Annotated in this window: 11 protein-coding genes; 9 read left to right on the forward strand and 2 right to left on the reverse strand. The window is 60.1% G+C overall.

The window, feature by feature from the left end:
* Window positions 1-165: 165 nt before the first annotated feature.
* The 6 genes from HNQ72_RS19840 to HNQ72_RS19865 all read left to right on the forward strand — a co-directional run bounded on the left by HNQ72_RS19840 (window position 166) and on the right by HNQ72_RS19865 (window position 6914).
* Window positions 166-1599: a M20 family metallopeptidase gene (locus tag HNQ72_RS19840; RefSeq protein ID WP_183994571.1), complete on the forward strand. Its 1434-nt coding sequence runs from the start codon at window positions 166-168 to the stop codon at window positions 1597-1599.
* A 155-nt stretch (window positions 1600-1754) separates the two neighbouring features.
* Window positions 1755-3110 carry an aspartate aminotransferase family protein gene (locus HNQ72_RS19845; protein ID WP_183994573.1) on the forward strand — a complete coding sequence of 452 codons (1356 nt, stop codon included), beginning with the start codon at window positions 1755-1757 and terminating at the stop codon, window positions 3108-3110.
* A 52-nt stretch (window positions 3111-3162) separates the two neighbouring features.
* A complete protein-coding gene (locus HNQ72_RS19850; RefSeq protein ID WP_183994575.1) occupies window positions 3163-4623 on the forward strand; it encodes a phospholipase D-like domain-containing protein in 1461 nt (486 codons plus the stop codon).
* A 52-nt stretch (window positions 4624-4675) separates the two neighbouring features.
* A complete protein-coding gene (locus HNQ72_RS19855) occupies window positions 4676-5488 on the forward strand; it encodes an endonuclease/exonuclease/phosphatase family protein (protein WP_183994577.1) in 813 nt (270 codons plus the stop codon).
* 121 nt (window positions 5489-5609) lie between these two features.
* A complete protein-coding gene (locus HNQ72_RS19860; RefSeq protein ID WP_183994580.1) occupies window positions 5610-6584 on the forward strand; it encodes a threonine ammonia-lyase in 975 nt (324 codons plus the stop codon).
* Window positions 6585-6776: 192 nt separating this feature from the next.
* Window positions 6777-6914 carry a hypothetical protein gene (locus HNQ72_RS19865; protein ID WP_183994582.1) on the forward strand — a complete coding sequence of 46 codons (138 nt, stop codon included), beginning with the start codon at window positions 6777-6779 and terminating at the stop codon, window positions 6912-6914.
* Window positions 6915-7066: 152 nt separating this feature from the next.
* Here the strand turns inward: HNQ72_RS19865 and HNQ72_RS19870 are convergent, their stop codons facing one another.
* Window positions 7067-8230, reverse strand: coding sequence for a M20 aminoacylase family protein (locus tag HNQ72_RS19870; protein WP_244654432.1), 1164 nt, complete (start codon window positions 8228-8230; stop codon window positions 7067-7069).
* A gap of 349 nt (window positions 8231-8579) precedes the next feature.
* Between HNQ72_RS19870 and HNQ72_RS19875 the strand changes: the two genes are divergently transcribed.
* Window positions 8580-17042 carry a glycoside hydrolase family 94 protein gene (locus tag HNQ72_RS19875; protein ID WP_183994584.1) on the forward strand — a complete coding sequence of 2821 codons (8463 nt, stop codon included), beginning with the start codon at window positions 8580-8582 and terminating at the stop codon, window positions 17040-17042.
* 708 nt (window positions 17043-17750) lie between these two features.
* Here the strand turns inward: HNQ72_RS19875 and HNQ72_RS19880 are convergent.
* Window positions 17751-19538, reverse strand: coding sequence for a glucan ABC transporter ATP-binding protein/ permease (locus HNQ72_RS19880; RefSeq protein WP_183994586.1), 1788 nt, complete (start codon window positions 19536-19538; stop codon window positions 17751-17753).
* Window positions 19539-19810: 272 nt separating this feature from the next.
* On the opposite strand from HNQ72_RS19880, the gene HNQ72_RS19885 reads away from it, so the two are divergent.
* Window positions 19811-20551 carry a helix-turn-helix transcriptional regulator gene (locus HNQ72_RS19885; protein ID WP_183994588.1) on the forward strand — a complete coding sequence of 247 codons (741 nt, stop codon included), beginning with the start codon at window positions 19811-19813 and terminating at the stop codon, window positions 20549-20551.
* 112 nt (window positions 20552-20663) lie between these two features.
* The gene (gene pyc / locus HNQ72_RS19890) at window positions 20664-24137 is read left to right on the forward strand and encodes a pyruvate carboxylase (RefSeq protein ID WP_183994590.1); all 3474 of its coding nucleotides are present in this window, start codon (window positions 20664-20666) and stop codon (window positions 24135-24137) included.
* Window positions 24138-24204: the final 67 nt, after the last annotated feature.

The raw sequence follows: 24204 nt of genomic DNA on the forward strand, positions 1-24204 counted from the left end.
TCGGTTGTCGAGACGGTAAGATCCGGCTTTTGATCACAACTGCAGTGACGCTGCCTAATCGATACGCATAGCCTTAATTCTTTGCATTATGCGTTGCGCTCGCGTCGGAAAGGGATAGGTATGCGGTGACTGCATTCCATACCCAAAACTCAAGGCGGCTGTTTCATGACCGAAGGCAATTCGAACCTCCCTCTCGTCTGGGATCTCGTCGAGCGTAAAACGGAAGTGTTTGCGGAATTGGCAAACCAGGTGTGGGAGACACCCGAGACCTGCTATATGGAGACGGAGTCTGCAGCCGCCCATCGCGAGATGCTGGAGGCGCAGGGTTTTCGGATTACCGATGCGGTTGCCAACATCCCGACCGCTGTGATGGGTGAGGCCGGCAGCGGTGGTCCGGTCATTGCGTTTCTCGGCGAATATGATGCGCTGGCCGGTCTCAGCCAGAAGGCGGGTGCAACCGAGCATGATCCGATGATCGCCGGCGCAAACGGTCATGGCTGCGGCCACAACCTGCTCGGTTCCGCATCACTTCTGGCTGCAACGGCGCTCAAGGACTGGCTTGAAAAGTCCGGCACGCCTGGCCGGGTTCGCTATTACGGCTGCCCGGCGGAAGAAGGTGGCGCGGCCAAGGCCTTCATGGTGCGCGACGGCGCCTTTTCCGATGTCGACATCGCCATCAGCTGGCACCCGAGCAACTTTGCCGGGGTTCAGCGCGAGACGTCGCTTGCCAATTGCCGCATCGACTTCACCTTCACCGGCCGTGCCGCGCATGCCGCCGCCGTGCCGGAACTGGGCCGCAGCGCGCTTGATGCCGTCGAACTGATGAGCGTCGGTGTCAATTATATGCGCGAGCACATGCCGTCCGAATGCCGCATCCATTATGCCGTGCTAGATACCGGCGGCATTTCTCCGAATGTCGTTCAGGCGCATGCCAAGGTTCGTTATGTCGTGCGCGCGCCGGATCTCGCCGGCCTTTTTGCTCTCATCGAGCGGGTGAAGAAGGTTGCCGAAGGTGCGGCGCTGATGACCGAGACCAGGATGGAATCCGTCACGCTTGCCGGCGTTTCCAACCTGGTGGTGAACACGCCGCTGATGGACACGATGCAGGATATCTGGGAGAGCATGGGGCCGCCGGCCTTCGATGCCGAGGATATCGCATTTGCGGAAAAGATCCGCGCCACGCTGACGCCCGAGGATGTCGCGGCCAGCTGGGCGCAGGAGCGTCTCGAACAGCGGGATATCCCGCTTGCCGACTTCGTTCTGCCGGCTCATAACGAGGTTCGCCAGATGGGTGGATCGACCGATGTGGGCGATGTCAGCTGGGTCGTGCCGACCGTTCAGGCCTATGGTGCGACGCTCGCCATCGGCACGCAGCTGCATACCTGGCAGGTGGTTGCGCAGGGCAAGAGCGCGCTTGCCCACAAGGGCATGGCTTCCGTTGCAAAGGTGATGGCGGCCACGGGTCTTGCGGCGATGACCAGCGAACAGCTGCGCGAGGCGGCATGGGCCGATCTCAAGCGCCGGCACAAGGGGCAGGATTACAAGAGCCCGATCCCTGCTCAAGCAGAGCCGCCGATCGCGGCCATGTCTGTACGCTAGTATGTCGGTTCGCTGATCAGGCCTATGAAAATTGCTCATGAGCCCGTCAATTATTTTAAACGGCGGGCTCTGCTAAATCGCGTTTGAGGGCTGGAAATCCGCTGGATTCCTCTTATGAATTTCCTATTCGCGTTCGTGCGAGAGGAGAACAGTCCGTGACGATCCAGCCCAATTCCATCGAGGCCCGCGACAAGGCCTATCATCTGCATTCCTACACGAACGCACGGGCGCTGGAGCGCGATGGCGCGCTGGTGATCGAGCGCGGCGAAGGCATCCATGTCTACGACAATGCCGGCAAGCAGTATATCGAAGGCATGGCTGGACTTTGGAGCGTCGGCGTCGGTTTCGGCGAAAGCCGTCTGGTCGAGGCCGCGGCAAAGCAGATGGCGAAGCTGCCCTATTACCACACTTTCACAGCGCGCACGCACAGCCCGTCTGTCGAGCTTGCCGAAAAGCTCATCGAGATCGCGCCGGTGCCGATGTCGAAGGCATATTTCACCAATTCCGGTTCGGAAGCCAATGATACGGCGATGAAGATCGTCTGGTACCGGTCGAATGCGCTTGGCAAGCCGGACAAGAAGAAGATCATTTCCCGCACCAAGGGCTATCACGGCGTCACCATCGCGTCCGCCAGCCTGACCGGCCTGCCGAACAACCATCGTTCCTTCGACCTGCCGATCGCGCGCGTGCTGCACACGAGCTGCCCGCATTACCGTGCCTTCAAGACGGAGGGCGAGACCGAGCCACAGTTCGTCGAGCGCTGCGCCAAGGATCTGGAAGACCTGATCCTCAGGGAAGGCCCCGATACGGTTGCCGCCTTTATCGGCGAGCCGGTCATGGGGGCGGGCGGCGTCATCGTGCCGCCGGCCGGTTACTGGGAAGCGATCCAGAAGGTTCTGAAGAAATACGATGTCCTGTTCATCGCAGACGAAGTGATCTGCGGTTTCGGGCGCACGGGCGAGATGTTCGGCACGACGACATATGCGCTGCAGCCCGACATGATGACGCTTTCGAAGCAGATCTCGTCTTCCTATCAGCCGATCTCGGCGCTTCTGATCAACGAAAACGTCTATCAGCCGCTGGCGGATGAATCGGCGAAGATCGGCACGTTCGGCCATGGCGTCACCGCAGCCGGCCATCCGGTTGCAGCGGCTGTCGCGCTGGAAAACATCAGGATCATCGAGGAGCGCGATCTTGTCGGCAATGTCCGGGCGCTTAGCCCGAAATTCCTGGCGCGGCTGAAGTCGATCGGCGATCATCCGCTGGTCATCGAACACCGCGGCGTCGGCCTGATCGGCGCCTTCGAGCTTGCACCGCGCGAAGGCTTTGCGGCCGGGCAGCTCGGGCCGAAGCTGTTCGGATATCTGATGGATGAGGGCGTCATCAGCCGCGCCATCGGAGATTCGATTGCGTTTTGCCCACCGATGATCATTACCGACCAGCAGGTCAATGACATGTTCGACAAAGTCGAGCGCGGGCTTGAAAAATTTGCCAGGGAGCTGACGGCGTAAACCGCTGATTTCTCCAATTGTCTAGCATCATGGCGTCCCTATATTGGACGCCATGATCTCACTTATCGACGCCTATTGGCCGCACATCCTGTTCATTGTCTCGGTGGTGGCCGGCGCGTCGGCGGCCGTTCATGCGACCATGACGAAGGAAGAGGTCCGCTCTGCTGTCGGTTGGGTCGGCGTCATTCTGCTGTCGCCCATCGTCGGCGCGGCGTTTTATCTGATCGCCGGCGTCAATCGTATTCGCCGCAATGTCATCGGTGACCGGCGCTCGCTGCTGCAAGGTGCGGAGCGTTTCGATTTCGCTTCCTATGATGCGACCGACGATCAGGTGATCGAGGATTTCGGCTACCGGTTGCGGGGGATGAAGACGCTTGGCGACCGCGTCACCCGGCACCACCTGACAACCGGCAATACGATTTCCGCCTTCGACAATGGCGATGCAGCCTATGGCGCGATGCTCGAACAGATCGCGCTCGCGAGCCGTTCCATTCTGCTCGAAACCTATATTTTCGACCGGGACCGGATCGGCGCGCGGTTCATCGAGGCGCTGAGTGCGGCGGCGCGGCGTGGCGTCGAGGTCCGGGTGCTGATCGATGCCGTCGGTGCGCGCTATTCGGTGCCGAGCGTGCTCGGTATGCTGCGCGATGGCGGCGTCACCGTCGATGTGTTCAACGGCAATGTCATCACCGGCCTGCGCCTGCCCTATGCAAACCTGCGTACCCACCGCAAGATCATGGTCATCGACGGCGAAATAGCCTTTACCGGCGGCATGAATATCCGCGAGGGATTTTCCTGCGAATTCAGCGGCGATAAATGTGCCGCCGATACGCATTTCCGCGTGACAGGACCGGTTGTCGCCGATTTGCTGGCGATCTCGGCTGCGGACTGGGAGTTTTCCACCGACGAAAAGCTGGAGGGTGAAGCCTGGAAGGTTCCGACACCTGGCATGCGGCCCGGTTCGCCCACCATGATGCGCGCCGTCTCTTCCGGTCCTGATCGCAGCGTCGAGACGAACCAGAAGATGCTGATGGGCGCTTTTTCCATCGCCCGATCCTCGATAAAGATCGTCTCACCTTATTTCCTGCCAGACCGGGAGTTGATTACCGCGCTGATCACGGCGGCGCGGCGCGGCGTCGTGGTCGATATCGTCGTGCCGAGCGCCAACAACCTGAAACTGGTCGATCTCGCGATGACGGCGCAGTTCGACCAGATGCTGAAAAACTATTGTCGCATCTGGCGGGCGGCAGGGCCGTTCAACCACTCCAAGCTGATGGCGATCGACGGCTGCTGGGCCTATGTCGGATCCTCGAATATCGACCCCCGCTCGCTGAGGCTGAATTTCGAGGTCGATCTTGAAGTTTTCGATCGTGGATTTGCGCAAGCGCTGGAACGAAGGGTCGACCTGGCTATTTCCTCTGCGGAAGAGGTGACGCTGCATGGTCTTCGTTCACGACCATTTGCAAAACGCCTGCTTGAACGGGTGCTCTGGTTGGGCTCACCCTATCTGTGATTTGTACCGGTCGGCGCGGCCTGCGTCGGTCATGCTTTGAAGAATGACGGTGATGCACGAGAAACGTACAACCCTGCCGGCCAGCATCATTGCGTCGATCCGCGCCCGAAAGGCGCGCGGAAACGGCATGTACTCCGCCCATGATCCGGCGACCGGCCTGCTCGTCGCATCCTACAATGTGCATAAATGCGTCGGAGTCGACGGCAGGTTCGATCCGGGCCGGATCGCCCAGGTGATCCGCGAAATCGGCGCGGATATCATCGCGCTGCAGGAGGCGGATACGCGTTTCGGCGAACGTCGGGGGCTTCTCGATCTTGCCTGGATGGAGCGGGAAACGGGGCTTTACCCGGTGCCAGTCTCTGGCGCTGCCCGTGCGCATGGCTGGCACGGCAATGTCGTGTTTTTCCGCGAAGGCGTGGTGCGTGATGTGCACCAGGTGAAGCTGCCGGGACTGGAGCCGCGCGGCGCTCTGATGGCGGAACTCGACCTTGCGGGTGGAAATACATTTCGGGTGATTGCCGCGCATCTTGGTCTGCTCAACCGGTCCCGCCAGCAGCAGGCGCGGATGATCCTCGATATCCTGCGCGCCCGCGAAGAATATCCGACCGTGCTGATGGGGGACCTCAACGAATGGCGGCTGGGAGATCGTTCCTCGCTCAACACGCTGGCGACGGTTTTCGGCCTGCCATCGGCGGTGCCGAGTTTCCCGTCACGACTGCCGGTGCTGGCGCTCGACCGCATCATGGCCAACCGCCCCGACTTGATCGATCGTGTCGAAACGCATGACACGCCGCTTTCTCGGCGGGCATCGGACCATCTGCCGATCAAGGCTGTGGTGAAGATCGGTGCCAGGCTTACTCGTTGAGGCTGGCCGGCTGAATTGACTTGGTGACAATCTTCCCGGCTTGCGTCGCTTTACCTCGAGCCAGGGCGATAATAGGCTTTTGTCATTCACGCACTGCCGTCTTTTCCGAGCAAGGATTTCCATGACCGATATCGCCATGATCGAAGCCGCCCGAGCCCGTCTCGACGGCCATGTCCGCCGCACGCCCCTGCTTTCCTCTCCCTTCCTCGACGAGATTGCCGGCCGGCGGATTTTCGTCAAACCCGAATGCCTGCAGCATACGGGATCGTTCAAGTTCCGTGGCGCATGGTCGGCGATTTCCGGTCTTTCGCCGGAGGCTCGTGCGAAAGGCGTGATCGCGTTTTCTTCCGGCAATCATGCGCAGGGCGTGGCGCTTGCCGCAAAGCTGCATGGCATTCCGGCCGTCATCATCATGCCGTCCGATGCTCCGCGCATCAAGATCGAGAACACCCGTGCCTATGGGGCCGAGGTCGTGCTTTTCGATCGCGCGACGGAGGATCGCGATGCGATCGGCGCGCGGCTTTCGGCCGAGCGCGATCTGACGCTGGTCAGGCCGTTCGATGAGCCGCTGGTGATCGCAGGCCAGGGGACGGCGGGTCTCGAAATCGCCGAACAGGCGGCGGAACTGGGCATAGACAAGGCCGATGTTCTCGTCCCGACCGGTGGCGGCGGCTTTATTTCCGGCGTGTCTCTGGCGCTTGCGGCAAAGGCGCCGGGCCTCACTGTCCATCCCTGCGAGCCCGAGGGGTTCGATGACGTCACGCGCTCGCTGGCGTCCGGCAAAATCGAAAAGAACGCCAGGCAATCCGGTTCGCTCTGCGATGCGATCATCACGCCGCAGCCGGGAAACATCACCTTTCCGATCATGTCGAAGCTCTGCGGCGCCGGGCTTGTCGTCACCGAAGACGAGGCTTTGAAAGCGATGGCGCTCGCCTTCAGCCGGTTGAAGATCGTGGTCGAACCGGGTGGAGCGGTGGCGCTTGCGGCAGCGCTTTTCCATGGCGAAACGCTCGGTGACACCGTGATTGCGGTCTGCTCGGGCGGCAATGTCGATGGCGACATTTTTCGCATGGCACTCGAACGCAATCCGGATTGAGGCGACAAAAAGGCGCTCGTCGGAACCGGAGGCATAATAAACCGTTAACGCCGCATTACAGGCATTAACGGAAAAGGATTTTCCAATCCGCCGCTTTTGCTTGGAACTTTATCTCTACCAAGTTGATAGGGATAAGGTAGCATCAGTCATCACCCGGAGAATGGTGGCTTTAAGAAAAGCTGGAGGAAGATCATGCGACACTCGACTGTTCAGACACGATCGCTTTCCCATCGCCACTCGCTGTTCGGCAGCTGGCAATCCGCCACGCATCTTGCAATCGCCGTCGCGGCGTTTGTTTTCGTCGGTGCTGTGACGCTCGGTATTTTCTAAGGTTCGTTAAAGGCGGCTTTAGTGCCCAAACGCTTCCTCATCCTCGGGCTTGTCCCGAGGACCTCACCACATTTACAAAAAATCGACGTTCCAGATACTCGGGACGACGACGTGGTTGTGTCCGCGGAAAGATTCGTCGCCGCCACAAGATCCTATTTTGTCGCCAGGTAGGTCTCTGCCAGTTCGACCCAGAGATTGACGCCGATCGGCAGTGCATCGTCGTTGAAGTTGAAGCGCGGATGATGCAACGAAGGGTCGTTGTCGGTCTTCGCGGTGCCGAGGAAAAAGTAGCTGCCGGGACGCTCCGCCAGCATATAGGCAAAGTCCTCGGCGCCCATCATCGGGCGTTCGATCTCAGCCAGATTCTCTGCTCCGACGACCTTTTTTGCCAGGTCGCGAACGAAATCGGTTTCCGCTGTGTGATTGATCGTCGCTTCGTAGCCCCGCTCGTAATGGACCGTGGCGGTCATGCCATAGCTTGCGGCCTGGCCTTCGGCGATGGCGCGGATGCGCTCTTCCAGCTTGTTGCGCACACCCGGATCGAAGGAGCGGATGGTGATTACCATTTCCGAGCGTTCGGGAATGACATTGCTGGCGATGCCGGCGTTGAATGCACCGACAGTGACGACGGCCGGATCGAGCGGATGGATGTTGCGCGAGACGACCGTCTGCAGCGCCATGATGATGCTGGCGCCGGCAACGATCGGATCGGATGCCGCCTGCGGTTCGGCCCCGTGACCGCCATGGCCGTTGACGATGATGCGGGCCTCGTCGACCGCCGCCATCAGCGGGCCGTCCTTGACGAAGACCTTGCCGAAGGGCATGGCCGGATCATTGTGCATGCCGAAGACGGCGTCGCAGGGGAATTTATCGAACAGGCCATCCTCGATCATGATGCGGGCACCGCCGAAATTTTCCTCCGCCGGCTGGAAGATCAAGTGGATCGTGCCGTCGAAATTCTTTCGCTCGGCGAGGATCTTTGCTGCTCCCAGCAGCATGGCCGTGTGTCCGTCATGGCCGCAGGCATGCATCACACCCTTGTTCTTGCTGGCATATTCGAGGCCGGTCTCCTCGGTGATCGGCAGGGCGTCGATATCTGCGCGGATGCCGACGGAGCGTGTGCTGTCGCCGTTTTTAAGCGTTGCGACGATGCCGGTCTTCGCCAGTCCGCGCGTGACTTCGTAGCCGTATTCCTCAAGCTTCCCGGCAATGAAATCCGATGTCTTGAATTCGGAAAGGCCGATTTCCGGATTTTCATGCAGATGCCGGCGGATCGCGATCACGTCGGTCATGTCGTTTGAAAATCGCAGCGTCATCTGTCAGGCCTTTCGGTGCTTTCGCAAAGAGAAGGCGCGGGTATAGCCCATTGGCCGCTATGCGCCAATCGAGTGGCTCAAGCTTTACAGTTTTCTTCCTGAATCAATCGTTTGAATCTGTTCAGCCTTTATTCAGGCTGCCAAGGTTAATTGGGTAGATTGTGTCAATCCGAGCTGTGGCTGGCGATAATTGGTGTCTTTGATTTGCAATATTCAAGCCGGCCTCTATCTCCCTTCGCGCGGATTGCACCGGAGCCCGGCGCCATTTCCCAAATGGCGGCGTGATTTTCCGGCGTAGGCCCGAGAAATTTGGCCGATAAACCCCGATTTTTCATTCAGAAGCGTGTCCATGTCCCTTGATACTCCGAAGCCCGGTTCCTCGCGCGAAACAGACGTCAAGCAGATCGATCACAATGATTCGATCCGTGCGACCTATCTGACGATAGAAGACCTGAGAGACTGCGGCGTCCGGCTCGGTCGCGGCGAGGGGGAAGAGCTTCCCGGCCTCATGTCCTTCGAATTCTTCCAGCAGCATTCGGATAACGAGAAGGAAATCCTTCGCGTCTATCGCGCAGCCGCTCTGGATGTGGATGCGGGCGCTTCGATCACGCCGGCGGCCGAATGGCTGCTCGACAACTATTACATCGTCGAAGAGGCGATCCAGGAAGTCCGCCGCGACTTCCCGAAGAAGTTCTTCAAGCAGCTGCCGACCCGCGTCATAGAAGGGCAGAAGATGCCGCGCGTGCTGGCGCTCGCCTGGCTTTATGTGGCGCATACCCATTCGGGCGTGAACCGGGAAACGCTGGCCGCCATGGTCGAGGGTTTCCAGGAAAACGAACCACTCGAAATCGGCGAACTCTGGGCGCTGCCGTCCTTCATCCGCTTCGTGCTGATCGAGAACCTGCGCCGTATTGCGACCCGGGTCGACCGTTCGCGCAACATGCGCAAGCGCGCCAATGACGTGGCCGACGAGATCATCCGCCTGAACGATGAGACCGAGAGCGCCAAGGTGCTGGCCGGTGTTGCGGATCTGGCGCGCGACAACACGTTTGCTGCGCAGTTCCTTTATCGCCTGCGCAATGCGTCCCAGTCGACGACCTTTGCCACGACCTGGCTGGAAAACCGCCTTGCCGAGGCCGGTACCGATGTCGAGACGGTCACCCAGTCGGAGCAGAGCCGTCTCTCCTCCGGCAATGTGACGATGGGCAATATCATCAAGAGCCTGCGTCTGATCATCGATACGGAATGGAGCGTCTGGTTCGAAGACGTTTCGCAGATCGACAAGCTGTTCCGCGAGCATACGGATTATGAAGCGCTCGATTTCGGCTCGCGCAATGCCTATCGCAACCGTATCGAAAAGCTCGCCCGTCTTTCCAAGCGCAGCGAAGCGGAAGTCACCCAGGCCGCAATCAAGCTGTCGCAGGATGCCGCCGAAAAAGACCCGGATGTGCGCGAGACCAATGTCGGCGCCTTCATCGTCGGCCGTCACCGCAAGGAACTTGAAGCGGCTGTCGGTTATCATCCGCCGATCCTGCAGCGGGCGGTGCGTGCCTATCGCAAGCTGAATTGGCTGGCGATTGCCGCTCCGGTGATCCTGCTCACCGTTCTGGCGATGGTTCTCACCGGCTATTTCCTGGTTCAAGCGGCAATCCCGCTTCTCGTCGTCTTCTTCCTGCTCTTGATGTTCGCGCTTCCGGCATCGGAAGGTGCAACCGGCCTGTTCAACACGGTCGTCACCTATTTCGTCAAACCGGCGCGTCTCGTCGGTTATGAATTCAAGGAAGGCATTCCGGAAGAGGCAAAGACGCTGGTCGTCGTGCCGTGTCTGATCACCGACCGCGATACGGTCGATGAACTGGTGCGCAATCTCGAGGTCCATTATCTCGCCAACCCGCATGGCGAGATCTATTTCTCGCTGCTTTCCGACTGGCGCGATGCCAAGACCGAGCAGACCGAGGCCGATCTCGAAATTCTCGATTACGCCAAGCGCGAAATCGCGGCGCTGAATGCCCGCTACAAGGATGAAGTCGAGAGCGACCGTTTCTTCCTTCTCCACCGCCGCCGCCTGTTCAATCCGAACGAAGGCGTTTGGATGGGGTGGGAGCGCAAGCGCGGCAAGCTGCACGAGCTGAACCTGCTCCTGCGCGGTGACCGCGACACGACCTATCTACAGGGCGCCAATACGGTTCCGGCAAACGTCCAGTATGTGATGACGCTCGATGCCGATACCCGCCTCATCCGTGATGCGGCGACCAAGCTGGTCGGCAAGATGCACCACCCGATCAACCGCCCGGTTCTCGACCCGGAAACCAACCAGGTGGTCAAGGGCTACGGCCTGATGCAGCCGCGCGTGACGCCGTCGCTGACGACAGGCACGGAAGCCTCGGTCTTCCAGCGCGTCTTTTCGGTCGGCCGTGGTCTCGACCCTTACGTCTTCGCCGTCTCCGACGTTTATCAGGACCTGACGGCCGAAGGCTCGTTCACCGGCAAGGGCCTCTATCACGTCGATGCCTTCGAAGCGTCGCTGAAGGGGCGTATCGAAGAAAACGCGGTTCTTTCGCACGACCTTCTCGAAGGGTCTTTCGCGCGTTGCGCTCTTGTTACCGATGTCGAACTGGTCGAGGATTTCCCGACCCGTTACGAAGTCGAAGTCTCGCGGCAGCATCGCTGGGCACGCGGCGACTGGCAGCTCATTCCCTACATCATCGATGCCAAGCGTGGCGTTACCGCGCTCGGCCGCTGGAAGATGCTGGATAACCTGCGCCGGTCGCTCACCCCGATCGCGTGGTTCTTTGCCTCGGTGCTCGGCTGGTATTTCATGGACCCGCTCGGCGCGCTGATCTGGCAGATCTTGCTGATCTTCTCGCTGTTCGTCGCTCCGACGATCTCGCTTCTGACCAACCTTCTCCCGCGCTCCAGCGACAATGTCGCCAAGGCACATTTCTATTCCGTATGGTCCGACGTTCGTTCGACCAATGCGCAGGTGGCACTTCGGATCGTCTTCATTGCAGACTCTGCCTGCATCATGACGGATGCGATCGGCCGTTCGCTCTATCGCCTGTTCGTTTCCCGCAAGCTTATGCTGGAGTGGAAGACGGCTGCGTCGATCCAGTCGAATGCGCAGGGCAGCCCGACCGATTATTACCGGTCGATGTGGCATGCGCCGGCAATCGCTGTGTTGAGCATCATTCTTGCCGCCATTCCTGGCGACAACGCCTTCCTGGTCGGCATTCCGTTTGCGATCCTGTGGATCTTCTCGCCGCTCGTTGCCTGGTATGTCAGCCAGTCGGCCGAGACGGAAGACAAGCTGTTCGTGCCGGAAAACGTTTCGGTCGAGCTGCGCAAGATCGCGCGCCGCACCTGGCGTTATTTCGAAATGTTCGTGACGCCGGAACACAGCTATCTGCCGCCGGACAATTATCAGGAAAAGCCGAACCCGTCGGTCGCCAAGCGCACCTCGCCGACCAATATCGGCGTCTATCTGCTGTCGACCATTTCGGCGCGTCATTTCGGCTGGATCAGCTTTGCTGAGACGATCGAGCGGCTGGAACAGACGCTTGCGACCGTCGAGAAGGCCGACAAGTTCCGCGGCCACATGTATAACTGGTATCACATCGACACGATGAAGCCGCTGATGCCGCGCTACGTGTCGTCGGTCGATAGCGGCAACTTCGCCGGTCACCTGATCGCCATTTCGTCGGCCTGCCGCATCTGGGCGGAAGCGCCGTCCGCGCATCTGCAGGGCAATCTCGATGGTCTCGGTGACGTTGCAGGCATTCTCGGCGAAACGCTGAAGGCGCTTCCGGATGACCGCAAGACGGTTCGCCCGCTGCGCCGTCGCCTCGAAGAACGCATCAACGGCTTTGCCAATGCGCTTGCCTCGGTCAAGCGCGAGCACGAATTCGCCTCGATCCGCATCATCAACCTTTCGGTTCTCGCCCGCGAGATCCAGAAGCTTTCGCACAATCTCGACCACGAGGTTCGCTCCAGCCAGAGCGAGGAAGTGACCAAGTGGGCCGCATCGCTGGTAGCCTCCTGCGAAGCGCATATTGCGGACAGCACCTTCGATAATGCCAATGTCGAGGAACTGCGCGATCGCCTGGCCGCCCTCAGCGTGCGCGCCCGCAAGATCGCCTTTGCGATGGACTTCAAGTTCCTGTTCCGCAAGGACCGCCGTCTTCTGTCGATCGGCTATCGGGTCGAGAGCAACGAAGTCGACGAGGCCTGCTACGACCTGCTCGCGTCGGAAGCGCGCCTGACCAGCCTGTTCGGCATCGCCAAGGGCGACCTGCCGAACGAGCACTGGTACAAGCTCGGCCGCCATGTCGTGCCGATCGGTGCACGCGGTGCGCTGGTTTCCTGGTCGGGTTCGATGTTCGAATACCTGATGCCGCCGCTCGTCATGCAGGAGCGTCAGGGCGGTATCCTCAACCAGACCAACAACCTGATCGTTCGCGAACAGATGAACCATGGCCGCCGTCTCGGCACGCCGTGGGGCATTTCGGAAGCCGCGTTCAACGCGCTCGACCACCAGATGCACTATCAGTACACCAATTTCGGTGTGCCGACGCTGGGTCTGAAACGTGGTCTCGGCCAGAACGCCGTCATCGCGCCTTATGCGTCGATCCTCGCCAGCCAGTACGATCCGACGGCTGCCGTCGAAAACCTTGCCGAACTGCGCGATCTCGGTGCGCTCGGCATCTACGGTTTCCATGATGCGGTCGACTTCACGCCGACGCGCGTGCCGGAAGGCAAGCGTTGTGCTGTCGTATACAACTACTATGCCCACCACCATGGCATGTCGATCGCAGCTGTTGCCAACGTCGTCATGAACGGCCTGCTGCGCGAACTCTTCCATGCCGATCCGGTGATCGAGGCCGCCGAACTGCTGTTGCAGGAAAAGGCGCCGCGCGACATTCCGGTGATGAGCGCCAAGCACGAGGAGAAGCCGGGTACCGGCGGCGGCGAGCTGCTGCGTCCGGAAATCCGCACGATCACCAGCCCGGCCACCAAGGACCGCGAACTGGTGCTGCTCTCCAACGGCCATTACTCGCTGATGATGACGGCGACCGGCTCGGGTTATTCCCGCTGGAACGGTCTTTCCGTTTCGCGCTGGAAGCCCGATCCGACAGAAGACCGCTGGGGCCAGTTCATCTTCCTGCGCGACACGGCGACCAACGACTGGTGGTCGACGACGACCGAACCGCGTCGTGCCGAAGGCGAGCAGTCGAAGGCGGTGTTCGGCGACGAAAAGGCCGAATTCCACAAGACGGTCGGCGAACTGACCAGCACGGTCGAGGTCATTGTCGGCACCGAGCATGATGCCGAAGGCCGTCGCGTGACGCTGCTCAACATGGGCACCGAAGATCGCTTCATCGAAGTGACGTCCTATATGGAACCGGTGATTGCCGGTGATGACGGCGATAACGGCCACCCGGTCTTCTCGCGCATGTTCATCAATACCGAGATCGGCAAGCGCGGTGACGTGATCCGCGCCTGGCGCAACAAGCGCGATCACAGCGAACCGGACATGCTGGTGGCGCATCTTGCCGCCGACAATGCCGGTACGGATCGCCCGACCGAATACGAGACCGACCGCCGCAAGTTCCTCGGCCGCGGCCGCACGCTGTCGGAGGCTGCCGCCTTCGATCCGGGTGCCTCGCTGTCGAACACGGACGGTTTCACCCTCGACCCGATCATGTCGCTGCGCCGCAGCGTCCGGGTTCCGGCCGGCAAGAAGGTCAGCGTCGTCTTCTGGACGATCGCAGCACCCAAGCGCGAGGATCTCGACAAGGCGATCGAACATTATCGCCACGCCGAGAGCTTCCAGAGCGAGCTGACCCAGGCCTGGACGCGTACGCAGATGCAGATGCGCCATCTCGGCGTCACCTCGCAGGATGCAGCCGCCTTCCAGCACCTCGCCCGTTATCTCGTCTATCCCGACATGCAGCTTCGCGCCGACCAGCAGACGCTGCAGGCCGGCATGCAGGCACAGTCGGGCTTGTGGCCGTCGTCCGTCTCGGGTGACCTGCCGATCTTCACGCTCCGGATCAACGACGAGGCCGACATGCCGGTCGCCAAGGAAGCGATCCTGGCGCAGCAATATCTGCGGTCACGCGGCGTCGTTTCCGATCTCGTGATCTTCAACGAACGTGCGTCGGAAGACGCGCAGGACATGCAGCAGTCGATCGAGCAGATGGCGACCCGCATGGGTCAGGAAGGCGGACGTACGCACGTCTTCACGCTGCGCCGCGACCTTCTCGAGGGTGCCGGCGCCGAAGGTATGATCGCCGCTTCTCGCGTCGTGCTGCATGCCCGTAACGGCCAGTTCGGGGATCAGCTCAACCGTACCAGCACGATCTTCGCACCGTCGACGGAACAGCAGATCGATGCCGACCGCCGGCCGCTTCTGAACGGCGAAATCTTCGCCGCTCCGGAAGTCCTGCCGAAGGAACCGACGGATCTCGAATTCTGGAACGGCATCGGCGGCTTCTCTGCCGAGGGCAACGAGTATGTGGTTCGTCTCAATGGCGGCCAGTCGACGCCGCAGCCGTGGATCAACGTCATCTCCAACGATACGTTCGGCTTCCACGTTTCGGCCGAAGGCGCCGGCTTCTCCTGGGCGGAAAACTCCCGCGACTACCAGCTGACGCCGTGGACCAACGATCTGGTCATCAACCGTCCGGGTGAAGGTTTCTACGTCTCCGACACGGCAACGAACAAGGTCTACACTCCGTTCGCCGCGCTTTCGCGTCGTCCGGAAGTCCTGTTCGAAGCCCGTCACGGTCTCGGTTATTCGGTTTTCTCGTCCGAAGAAGACGGGCTGAAGCTGGAACTGACGCAGACCGTCGACCGGATGCGTCATGCCAAGTTCTCGCATATGAAGCTCAAGAACTCCGGCTCGGAAACGAAGAAGCTGAAGCTCTACGGTTATGTCGAATGGCTGCTGGGTGCGAACACGGCAAAGACCGTTCCCTTCATCCTGCCTTCGCGGGACGAGGCGACGGGTACGCTGTTTGCCAATAACGCGTTCAGCATCAATTTCAGCCGCTTCGCCTTCCTCGGTATGAGCGAGATGCCGACCGGCTTCACGGCAAGCCGCCGGGAATTCGTCGGCCGTTTCGGTTCGGTGCAGATGCCAGCCGCGGTGACGGGCGCGTCTTCGCTCAGCGGTTCGCTCGATCTCGACGGCGATCCGTGTGCTGCACTTGCCTATGATGTGGAGCTTGCTCCGGGTCAGGAAACGGAAGTCACCTTCTTCCTCGGCGATGCCGCAACGAAGGAGGAGGCGGTAGCACTTTCTGCCGAGCTCAAGACCGTCAGCTTCGACGGTGCGCTCGCTGCAAACCGCGGCTTCTGGAACGAGTTCACCGGTCGCCTGAAGATCTCGACGCCGGACAAGTCGCTCGACAACATGGTCAACCACTGGCTGCCCTATCAGGCGCTCGGTTGCCGCATCATGGCCCGTACCGCCTTCTACCAGGCATCGGGTGCATTCGGCTTCCGCGACCAGCTGCAGGATACGCTGGCCTTCCTCGTGCACGAGCCGTCGCTTGCCCGCCGGCAGATCATCAATGCGGCGTCGCGCCAGTTCAAGGAAGGCGACGTTATGCACTGGTGGCTGCCGCATAACGGCTCCGGCGTGCGCACGACGATCTCCGACGACGTCGTCTGGCTCGCCTATGCGATCAACCAGTATGTTTCGGTCACCGGTGACCAGACCATTCTGGACGAGCAGTTGCCGTTCCTTTCCGGCCCGATCCTCGAAAAGACGAAGCATGATGCCTTCATCCAGCCCGAGGTGACGAATGAGATCGCCGATCTCTACGAACATGCGGCGCGTGCGCTCGATCTGGCGATCGACCGTACCGGCGACATGGGCCTGCCGCTGATGCTCGGCGGTGACTGGAACGACGGTATGAACCGGGTCGGCGTTGCCGGCCGCGGCATGAGCGTCTGGCTCGGCTGGTTCCTGGCGGCGGCGCTTCGCGACTTCATTCCTTACGCTGAAGCGCGCAAGGACAAGAAGCGCGTCGATCGTTGGAAAAAGCATATCGACACGCTCAAGGAAGCGCTCGAAACTGACGGCTGGGACGGCACCTATTATCGTCGCGGCTATTTCGACGACGGCACGCCGCTCGGTTCCGCCAAGAGCGACGAATGCCGCATCGACTCACTCGGCCAGTCGTGGAGCGTGCTTTCCGGCGAAGGCCGGATGGACCGCCGCGACCAGGCGATGGATGCGGTGATGAAACAGCTGGTGGACGAAGACGCGGGTATCATCCGCCTGTTCACACCGCCGTTCGAAAAGACCCGCCAGGATCCCGGTTATATCAAGGCCTATCCGCCGGGTGTCCGTGAAAACGGCGGTCAGTACACGCATGCGGCTATCTGGGTTGTGCTGGCACTGGCTCAGATGAAACGTGGTGACGATGCCTGGAAGTGCTTCCAGATCCTGAACCCGATCAACCACGCGCTGACCCGCGAGGCGGCCGATACCTATCGGGTCGAGCCTTATGTGGTTGCCGCTGATGTCTATGGCGCCGGCGACTATCAGAGCCGTGGTGGCTGGACCTGGTATACGGGTTCCGCCGGCTGGCTCTATCGCGCGGCGATCGAGGGCATTCTCGGCATCAAGCGCAATGGCGATCACCTGACCGTCGATCCGTCGCTGCCGACCGGCTGGGATGGTTTCGAGGCCGAACTGACGATTGAAGGCAAGGCTCACGCGATCAAGGTCGCAGGCGGCACTGTTACCGTCGACGGCAAGACGGCCGACAAGGATGGCGGGTTCCAGCTGTCGTCCAAGTAAGGCCTGAGCGCCGACCATGACCTGACATGGCATCGCCCCGGAAACCAGATCGGTTTTCGGGGCGATGCTTTTCTAGATGGGCATGGTCCAGCCTCCTTCTGGATGAAGGGCAGCACAAGTGACCGCAACGGGAGATCCCGTCACGGCCGGCTCATTGGGAAGGCGGGCAGTGCGATAATGGGTAGTGTTGGTGTCAGGCATTCTGCCCGCCCGATCGTGAAGCGTTCCGGAAGCATTGGCGGATGAGGCGCATTCCGCTTCTGCCTTCCGGTGGAAGCTTTGCCCTGACGGCATCACTTCCCACATGACGACGATCATCTCGCGCCGGATCTTGCTCCGTAGGCGTCCGGTTCGCGACCCGGCTCCCTGCTCGATGACGGGATCAGGTTAAGCGGACCGGTGGAGGCGGGGATGAAAGGGGACGTAGTTTTTTGTATGTGATTGATCGAAATGAACGGTCTTTGCTATGAGAGCGAATTTCATCCCCGGTGTCTATGGGTTTGCGGGCAAACTAAAGCCTCGTTCGTCATGCTCGAGCTCGCCCGAGCATCTACTGCCATCCCGGCGTCGGTGACGGTGCCGGCTTGGCGATATGGCCAAATCCCAGGGACAAGCCCTGGGATGACGTCTCGGGGAAGGCCGATCTAAATACAAAGGCCCGGCACTCCATCAAGCGCCGGGCCTTTGCGTATTGTTATTGCGGTCGGCTCACGCCGGGTTTGGCGTCGCTTCCGGTTTCTTGTCCTTCTTCGACGCGTCGTCATCATCGCTGTCGTCAAGCAGTCCGCTGGTTCGCAGGAGCGAGGCGAAGCGGCCTCCGAGGCGGCTCAGTTCGTCATAACTTCCCATTTCGGAGATTCGGCCGCCATCGAGGAAGATCACCGTGTTGGCATCGCGGACAGTCGAAAGGCGGTGGGCGATGATGAAGGTCGTGCGGTCCTGCCGTAGCTTGTCGATAGCCACCTTAACGCGGGCTTCGGTCTCCACGTCAAGCGCGCTGGTCGCTTCGTCGAGAACGAGGATCGGGGCATTTTTCAGGATTGCACGGGCGATTGCGATACGCTGGCGTTCGCCGCCCGACAGTTTGTTGCCGCGTTCGCCGACAGCAGTCTCATAACCGTTGAGGCGGTCCTCGATGAACTCGGTTGCGGCAGCCGCTTCCGCCGCCTTGATGATATCGGCTTCCGTTGCACCCTCGCGACCAAGGCGGATGTTGTCGCTGATCGAGCGGTTCAACAGGCCGGCGTCCTGGAAGACGGTGGCGATCTGCTGACGCAGCGATTTGCGGGTGACGGTGGAGATATCTATCCCGTCGATCAGGATCTTGCCCTGCTGTGGATCATAGACCCGCTGGAGAAGATTGATGAGGGTTGTCTTGCCAGCGCCCGTTGGTCCGACGATTGCAACCGTCTGACCGGCCTTGGCAGTAAATGAGATGTTATGGACGCCCTGCTTGGTATTGGCGAAACCGAAGCTCACATCGCGGAATTCCACCTCGCCGCTGACATCGCGCAATTCACCGGCATTTGCAGGTTCGGTACGATCGTCGACTGAATCTTCGAGTGCGAAGAAATCCTCGAGCTTGGCGCGCGCCTCGAAAATCTGTGTGGCGAACTGGCGCAAAAGGTCGAGGCGGGCGATCAGCAGGTTGGCAAAGCCGATAAAGGCAACAACGTCGCCGACGCGGATCTCGCCGCGCTGAACGAGCATCGTGCCGATGACGAGGATGACGCCCATGGAAACGGTCGAAGCGGTGCGGTTGAGGCCGCCGGCCAGTGCCCACCAGTCGAGAACCGGATACTGGGCTTTGAGCAGGTCCTTGGTGTAGGCCTTGAGCGCCTGGGTTTCGGCCTCGATGCGGTTGTAGCTATGCAGGACTGAGACGTTGCTTATCGAATCGCTGACATGGGAGAAGACCTGGTGGTAATGGCTTTCCACCGAGGCCTGACCTTCCTTGGTTCGCTTCATCACCGCGACGCCGATGACCCAATAGAAGATGCTGAGGCAGAGAAGTACGAGGCTTAGCCTCCAGTCCATGGAGATCGCGGTGGGGATGAGGAAGAGGATCGCCACACCGGTTGCCAGATGCGTTCGCATGAATTCGAGCCAGAGGCCGAAGAGGCTTTCTGCTGCACGAAGCAGAGTGTGCAACGCATTCGAGGTGCCGCGCTGATGATGCCAGGAAAGAGGCATCGAGATGATCCGGCCAAAGGCTTCCGTCAGCAACGATGCACGTCGACCATGTGCAAGCCGATCGGCTTCACGGGCGACCAGTACGTAAGCTATCGTATTGAAAACGCCGAAACCTGCCCATAACATTAGGACGTTGGTCACTGCGCCGCCAGAGGATATCGCATCGATGATCCAGCCGAACAGGATAGGCTCAGCAATTGTGATCACGGCCAGCACGATGTTGGCGATGACGATCGCAGTCACCCGCCACTTGTTCTTGCCCAGGTAGTTGAGTGCTCGCCAATAAACCTGAAATAGTGTCAACCGTTCAACCTCTTCAGTCACTTTCGCCCTTATGTGGGTCACAGAGCTTTATGGACAATACAAGGCGATTCCAAGCCATTATCGTAGGCAAGATTGTGTCGCTATGGTGTGTCGTGTAGAAAAATAGGAATGCACGTATTTGTGGTGTTTATCGATTCAGCGATGCTAGATTTGGCGGCCCGGTTTCAATGAATCCTAACCGTCTGTGTAAACTATCTGGGCAATTGTAGCATATGTAATTTGGCATGCCCGGTTCGGGCTCGGGGGCGGTATTGAATATTACCATGATTGTCCAGTTCCTGGTGTTGCTTGGGGAAGCAAAGACACCGGAACAGGTTACCGCCGAGCTGGAAAGCCTGGTCGATAGCTATGGGTTTGATTTTTACAGTCTTCTCATCCAGCCCCTGCCGCAGCTCAAGCTGCAGAGATCAGTTCTTGCCGCCGAATGGCCGGCAAACTGGACGGAACTCTATACCCAACGGAAATATTCGCTGATCGATCCGACGCTTCGATGGCTGCGCCTGGCTCAACGGCCGTTCCGCTGGAAGGATGCGCTTTTGACGTTGAAGGCCGATCCGCATCGTCAACGAATGAAGAGGATGCTTCAGGAGGCCGCGCGGCACGGGCTGCACGACGGATATCTGTTTCCGGTCCATGGCCGCAACGGACTTGTCGGCAGCTTCGCGGTTGGCGGTAAACCGGTTGACCTCTCGCCGGCTGAAATCAGCCTGTTCGATGCTGCTGCCAAAGCGGTTTTCTGGAAGTTGCTTGAGCTTCGCCACAAGGCGGATCTCTTCGAGAACGCGCCTTTGAGCGATGTGCAGTTGACGCGGCGGGAAATGGAAATCACACTTCTGTTGGCTAACGGGCTTACCTCTAACGAGATAGCAAGGGAGCTGGATATCTCCAGCCATACGGTCGACTGGTATATCAACGGGCTGCACGAAAAGCTCGGTGCTAACAACCGGCAGCACTTGATTGCGCTGGCGTTTCGGCTGGCGCTGATTGCCTGAGGCAATCTGTGCAACTTGAGGCGCCATTTTCGGCCAACTTTATACTTGCGTAATTTCAGGGATATTGATCTCTTGCGGTGCAACAAACTCAAATTGCCGTGGGGAGAGCGCTTTGCAGATAAAGAAGATCCTTGTTGCCAACCGATCCGAGATCGCAATCCGCGTTTTCCGCGCTGCCAACGAGCTCGGTATCAAGACGGTTGCGATCTGGGCGGAGGAAGACAAACTTTCGTTGCACCGGTTCAAGGCCGATGAGAGTTATCAGGTCGGACGCGGTCCTCATCTTGCCAAGGATCTCGGCCCGATCGAGAGCTATCTGTCGATCCCGGAAGTGATCCGGGTTGCCAAGCTTTCCGGTGCCGATGCGATCCATCCTGGTTATGGCCTTCTTTCGGAAAGCCCGGAATTCGTCGATGCCTGTGATGAGGCGGGCATTATCTTCATCGGCCCGCGGCCCGATACGATGCGTCAGCTCGGCAACAAGGTTGCGGCCCGCAATCTGGCGATCTCCGTCGGCGTGCCGGTCGTCCCGGCAACCGATCCGCTGCCGGACGACATGAAGGAAGTGGCGCGGATGGCCGCCGAGATCGGTTATCCGGTGATGCTGAAGGCCTCCTGGGGCGGCGGCGGGCGTGGCATGCGCGCGATCCGCTCCGAGGCCGATCTTGCCAAGGAAGTCGTCGAGGCCAAGCGCGAGGCAAAGGCCGCCTTCGGCAAGGACGAGGTCTATCTCGAAAAGCTGGTCGAGCGTGCCCGTCACGTCGAAAGCCAGGTGCTTGGCGACACACACGGCAATGTCGTGCATCTGTTCGAGCGCGATTGTTCCATCCAGCGCCGTAACCAGAAGGTCGTCGAACGCGCACCGGCACCTTATCTGTCGGAAGCGCAACGCGCCGAGCTTGCCGGCTATTCGCTGAAAATTGCGCAGGCGACGAATTATGTCGGCGCCGGCACGGTCGAATATCTGATGGATGCCGAGACCGGCAAATTCTACTTCATCGAGGTGAACCCGCGCATCCAGGTCGAGCATACGGTGACGGAAGTCGTCACCGGCATCGATATCGTCAAGGCGCAGATCCATATTCTCGAAGGGTTTGCGATCGGCACGCCGGAATCGGGTGTTCCCGCTCAGGAAAACATCCGCCTTAACGGCCATGCGCTGCAGTGCCGTATCACGACGGAAGACCCGGAGCAGAACTTCATTCCGGACTACGGGCGTATCACCGCCTATCGTTCGGCTGCAGGCTTCGGCATTCGCCTCGACGGCGGTACGGCCTATACGGGCGCGATCATCACCCGTTATTACGATCCGCTGCTGGTCAAGGTTACGGCGTCAGGCTCCACACCGCAGGAAGCGATCAGCCGCATGGACCGTGCGCTGCGGGAATTCCGTATTCGCGGCGTGGCGACCAACCTGACCTTCCTCGAAGCGATCATCGGGCATCCCAAATTCCGCGATAATTCCTATACGACGCGGTTTATCGATACGACGCCGGAACTGTTCGAGCAGGTGAAGCGCGCCGACCGCGCGACCAAGCTTTTGACCTATCTCGCCGACGTGACCGTCAACGGTCATCCGGAAACGAAGGGTCGGCCGGTGCCGTCCGACAAGATTTCCAAGCCCGTCCTGCCGTTCATCGAAGGGGCGATCCCGGCCGGTACCAAGCAGAAGCTCGACGAGCTCGGGCCGAAAAAGTTTGCCGAATGGATGCGCGGCGAGACCCGTGCGCTCATCACCGACACGACGATGCGTGACGGCCACCAGTCGCTGCTCGCCACCCGCATGCGCACGCATGATATTGCCAGCATTGCCGGCGTCTATGCGCGGGCCCTGCCGAACCTCTTCTCGCTGGAATGCTGGGGCGGCGCGACGTTTGACGTCTCGATGCGCTTCCTCACCGAAGATCCGTGGGAGCGGCTGGCGCTGATCCGCGAGGCGGCGCCGAATATCCTCTTGCAGATGCTGCTGCGCGGGGCGAACGGTGTCGGCTACAAGAACTATCCCGACAATGTGGTGAAATATTTCGTCCGCCAGGCGGCCAAGGGCAGTTCGGAGAACGGTGGCATCGACCTGTTCCGCGTGTTCGACTGCCTGAACTGGGTCGACAACATGCGTGTGTCGATGGATGCGGTGAACGAGGAAGGCAAGCTGTGCGAGGCGGCGATCTGCTATACCGGCGATCTCGGCAATTCCGCACGGCCGAAATACGACCTCAAATATTATGTCGGCCTGGCGCAGGATCTGGAAAAAGCCGGCGCGCATATCATCGCCGTCAAGGATATGGCCGGTCTTTTGAAGCCGGCCGCAGCCAAGGTTCTGTTCAAGGCCCTGCGTGACGCGACCTCGCTGCCGATCCATTTCCACACGCATGATACGTCGGGCATTTCGGCAGCCACCGTGCTTGCTGCGGTCGATTCTGGTGTCGATGTGGTCGATGCGGCGATGGATGCGTTTTCCGGCAACACGTCGCAGCCCTGCCTCGGCTCGATCGTCGAAGCCCTTTCGGGCTCTGAGCGCGATCCGGGCCTCGACCCTGAATGGATCAGAAAAATCTCGTTCTACTGGGAAGCCGTGCGCAACCAGTATGCGGCCTTCGAAAGCGATCTGAAGGGACCGGCATCCGAAGTCTATCTGCATGAAATGCCGGGTGGCCAGTTCACCAACCTCAAGGAACAGGCACGCTCGCTGGGCCTCGATACCAAGTGGCACAAGGTCGCCCAGACCTATGCCGACGTGAACCAGATGTTCGGCGATATCGTCAAGGTGACGCCGTCCTCGAAGGTAGTCGGCGATATGGCACTGATGATGGTCTCGCAGGACCTGACGGTGGCCGATGTCGAGAACCCGGACAAGGATATCGCTTTCCCTGAATCGGTCGTCTCGATGCTGAAGGGCGATCTCGGCCAGCCTCCAGGCGGGTGGCCGGAAGGCATCCAGAAAAAGGCGTTGAAGGGTGAGAAGCCCTATACGGCGGTGCCCGGTTCGCTGCTTGCGCCGGCCGATCTTGCCAAGGAACGCAAGGACATCGAGGAGAAGCTTTCCCGCAAGGTCGATGACTTCGAGTTCGCCTCCTATCTGATGTATCCGAAGGTGTTCACCGATTTCGCACTGGCGTCTGAAACCTATGGTCCGGTCTCCGTGCTGCCGACGCCGACCTATTTCTACGGGCTGGCGGATGGCGAGGAAATGTTCGCCGATATCGAGCGGGGCAAGACTCTGGTTATCGTCAACCAGGCAATCAGTGCTGCAGATGCACAGGGCATGGTGACAGTGTTCTTCGAACTTAACGGCCAGCCGCGCCGCATCAAGGTTCCGGATCGCAATCGCGCCGCTTCCAGCGCAGTCCGGCGTAAGGCCGAAGCCGGCAATGCTTCGCATCTCGGTGCGCCGATGCCAGGTGTCGTCTCGACGGTTTTCGTCTCCTCCGGCCAGACGGTGCAGGCGGGCGATGTGCTTCTGTCCATCGAGGCGATGAAGATGGAGACCGCGCTGCATGCCGAGAAGGACGGCGTGATCACCGAGGTTCTTGTCAAGGCCGGCGACCAGATCGACGCCAAGGATCTGCTCGTGGTCTACGCCGCCTGAAGCAGGTTTTCGCGTGAATTATAAAAAGGCGGTCCGCGAAGGCGGGCCGCCTTTTTGCATTCCGACA

The sequence above is a fragment of the Aliirhizobium wenxiniae genome (genome assembly GCF_014201355.1).
GTDB lineage: Bacteria > Pseudomonadota > Alphaproteobacteria > Rhizobiales > Rhizobiaceae > Neorhizobium > Neorhizobium wenxiniae.

Excerpts from the sequence above, each read along its gene's own strand:
- HNQ72_RS19840 (WP_183994571.1), top strand. The coding sequence starts at position 166 with ATGACCGAAGGCAATTCGAACCTCCCTCTCGTCTGGGATCTCGTCGAG.
- HNQ72_RS19850 (WP_183994575.1), top strand. The coding sequence starts at position 3,163 with ATGATCTCACTTATCGACGCCTATTGGCCGCACATCCTGTTCATTGTC.
- HNQ72_RS19855 (WP_183994577.1), top strand. The coding sequence starts at position 4,676 with ATGCACGAGAAACGTACAACCCTGCCGGCCAGCATCATTGCGTCGATC.
- HNQ72_RS19860 (WP_183994580.1), top strand. The coding sequence starts at position 5,610 with ATGACCGATATCGCCATGATCGAAGCCGCCCGAGCCCGTCTCGACGGC.
- HNQ72_RS19865 (WP_183994582.1), top strand. The coding sequence starts at position 6,777 with ATGCGACACTCGACTGTTCAGACACGATCGCTTTCCCATCGCCACTCG.
- HNQ72_RS19870 (WP_244654432.1), bottom strand. The coding sequence starts at position 8,230 with ATGACGCTGCGATTTTCAAACGACATGACCGACGTGATCGCGATCCGC.
- HNQ72_RS19875 (WP_183994584.1), top strand. The coding sequence starts at position 8,580 with ATGTCCCTTGATACTCCGAAGCCCGGTTCCTCGCGCGAAACAGACGTC.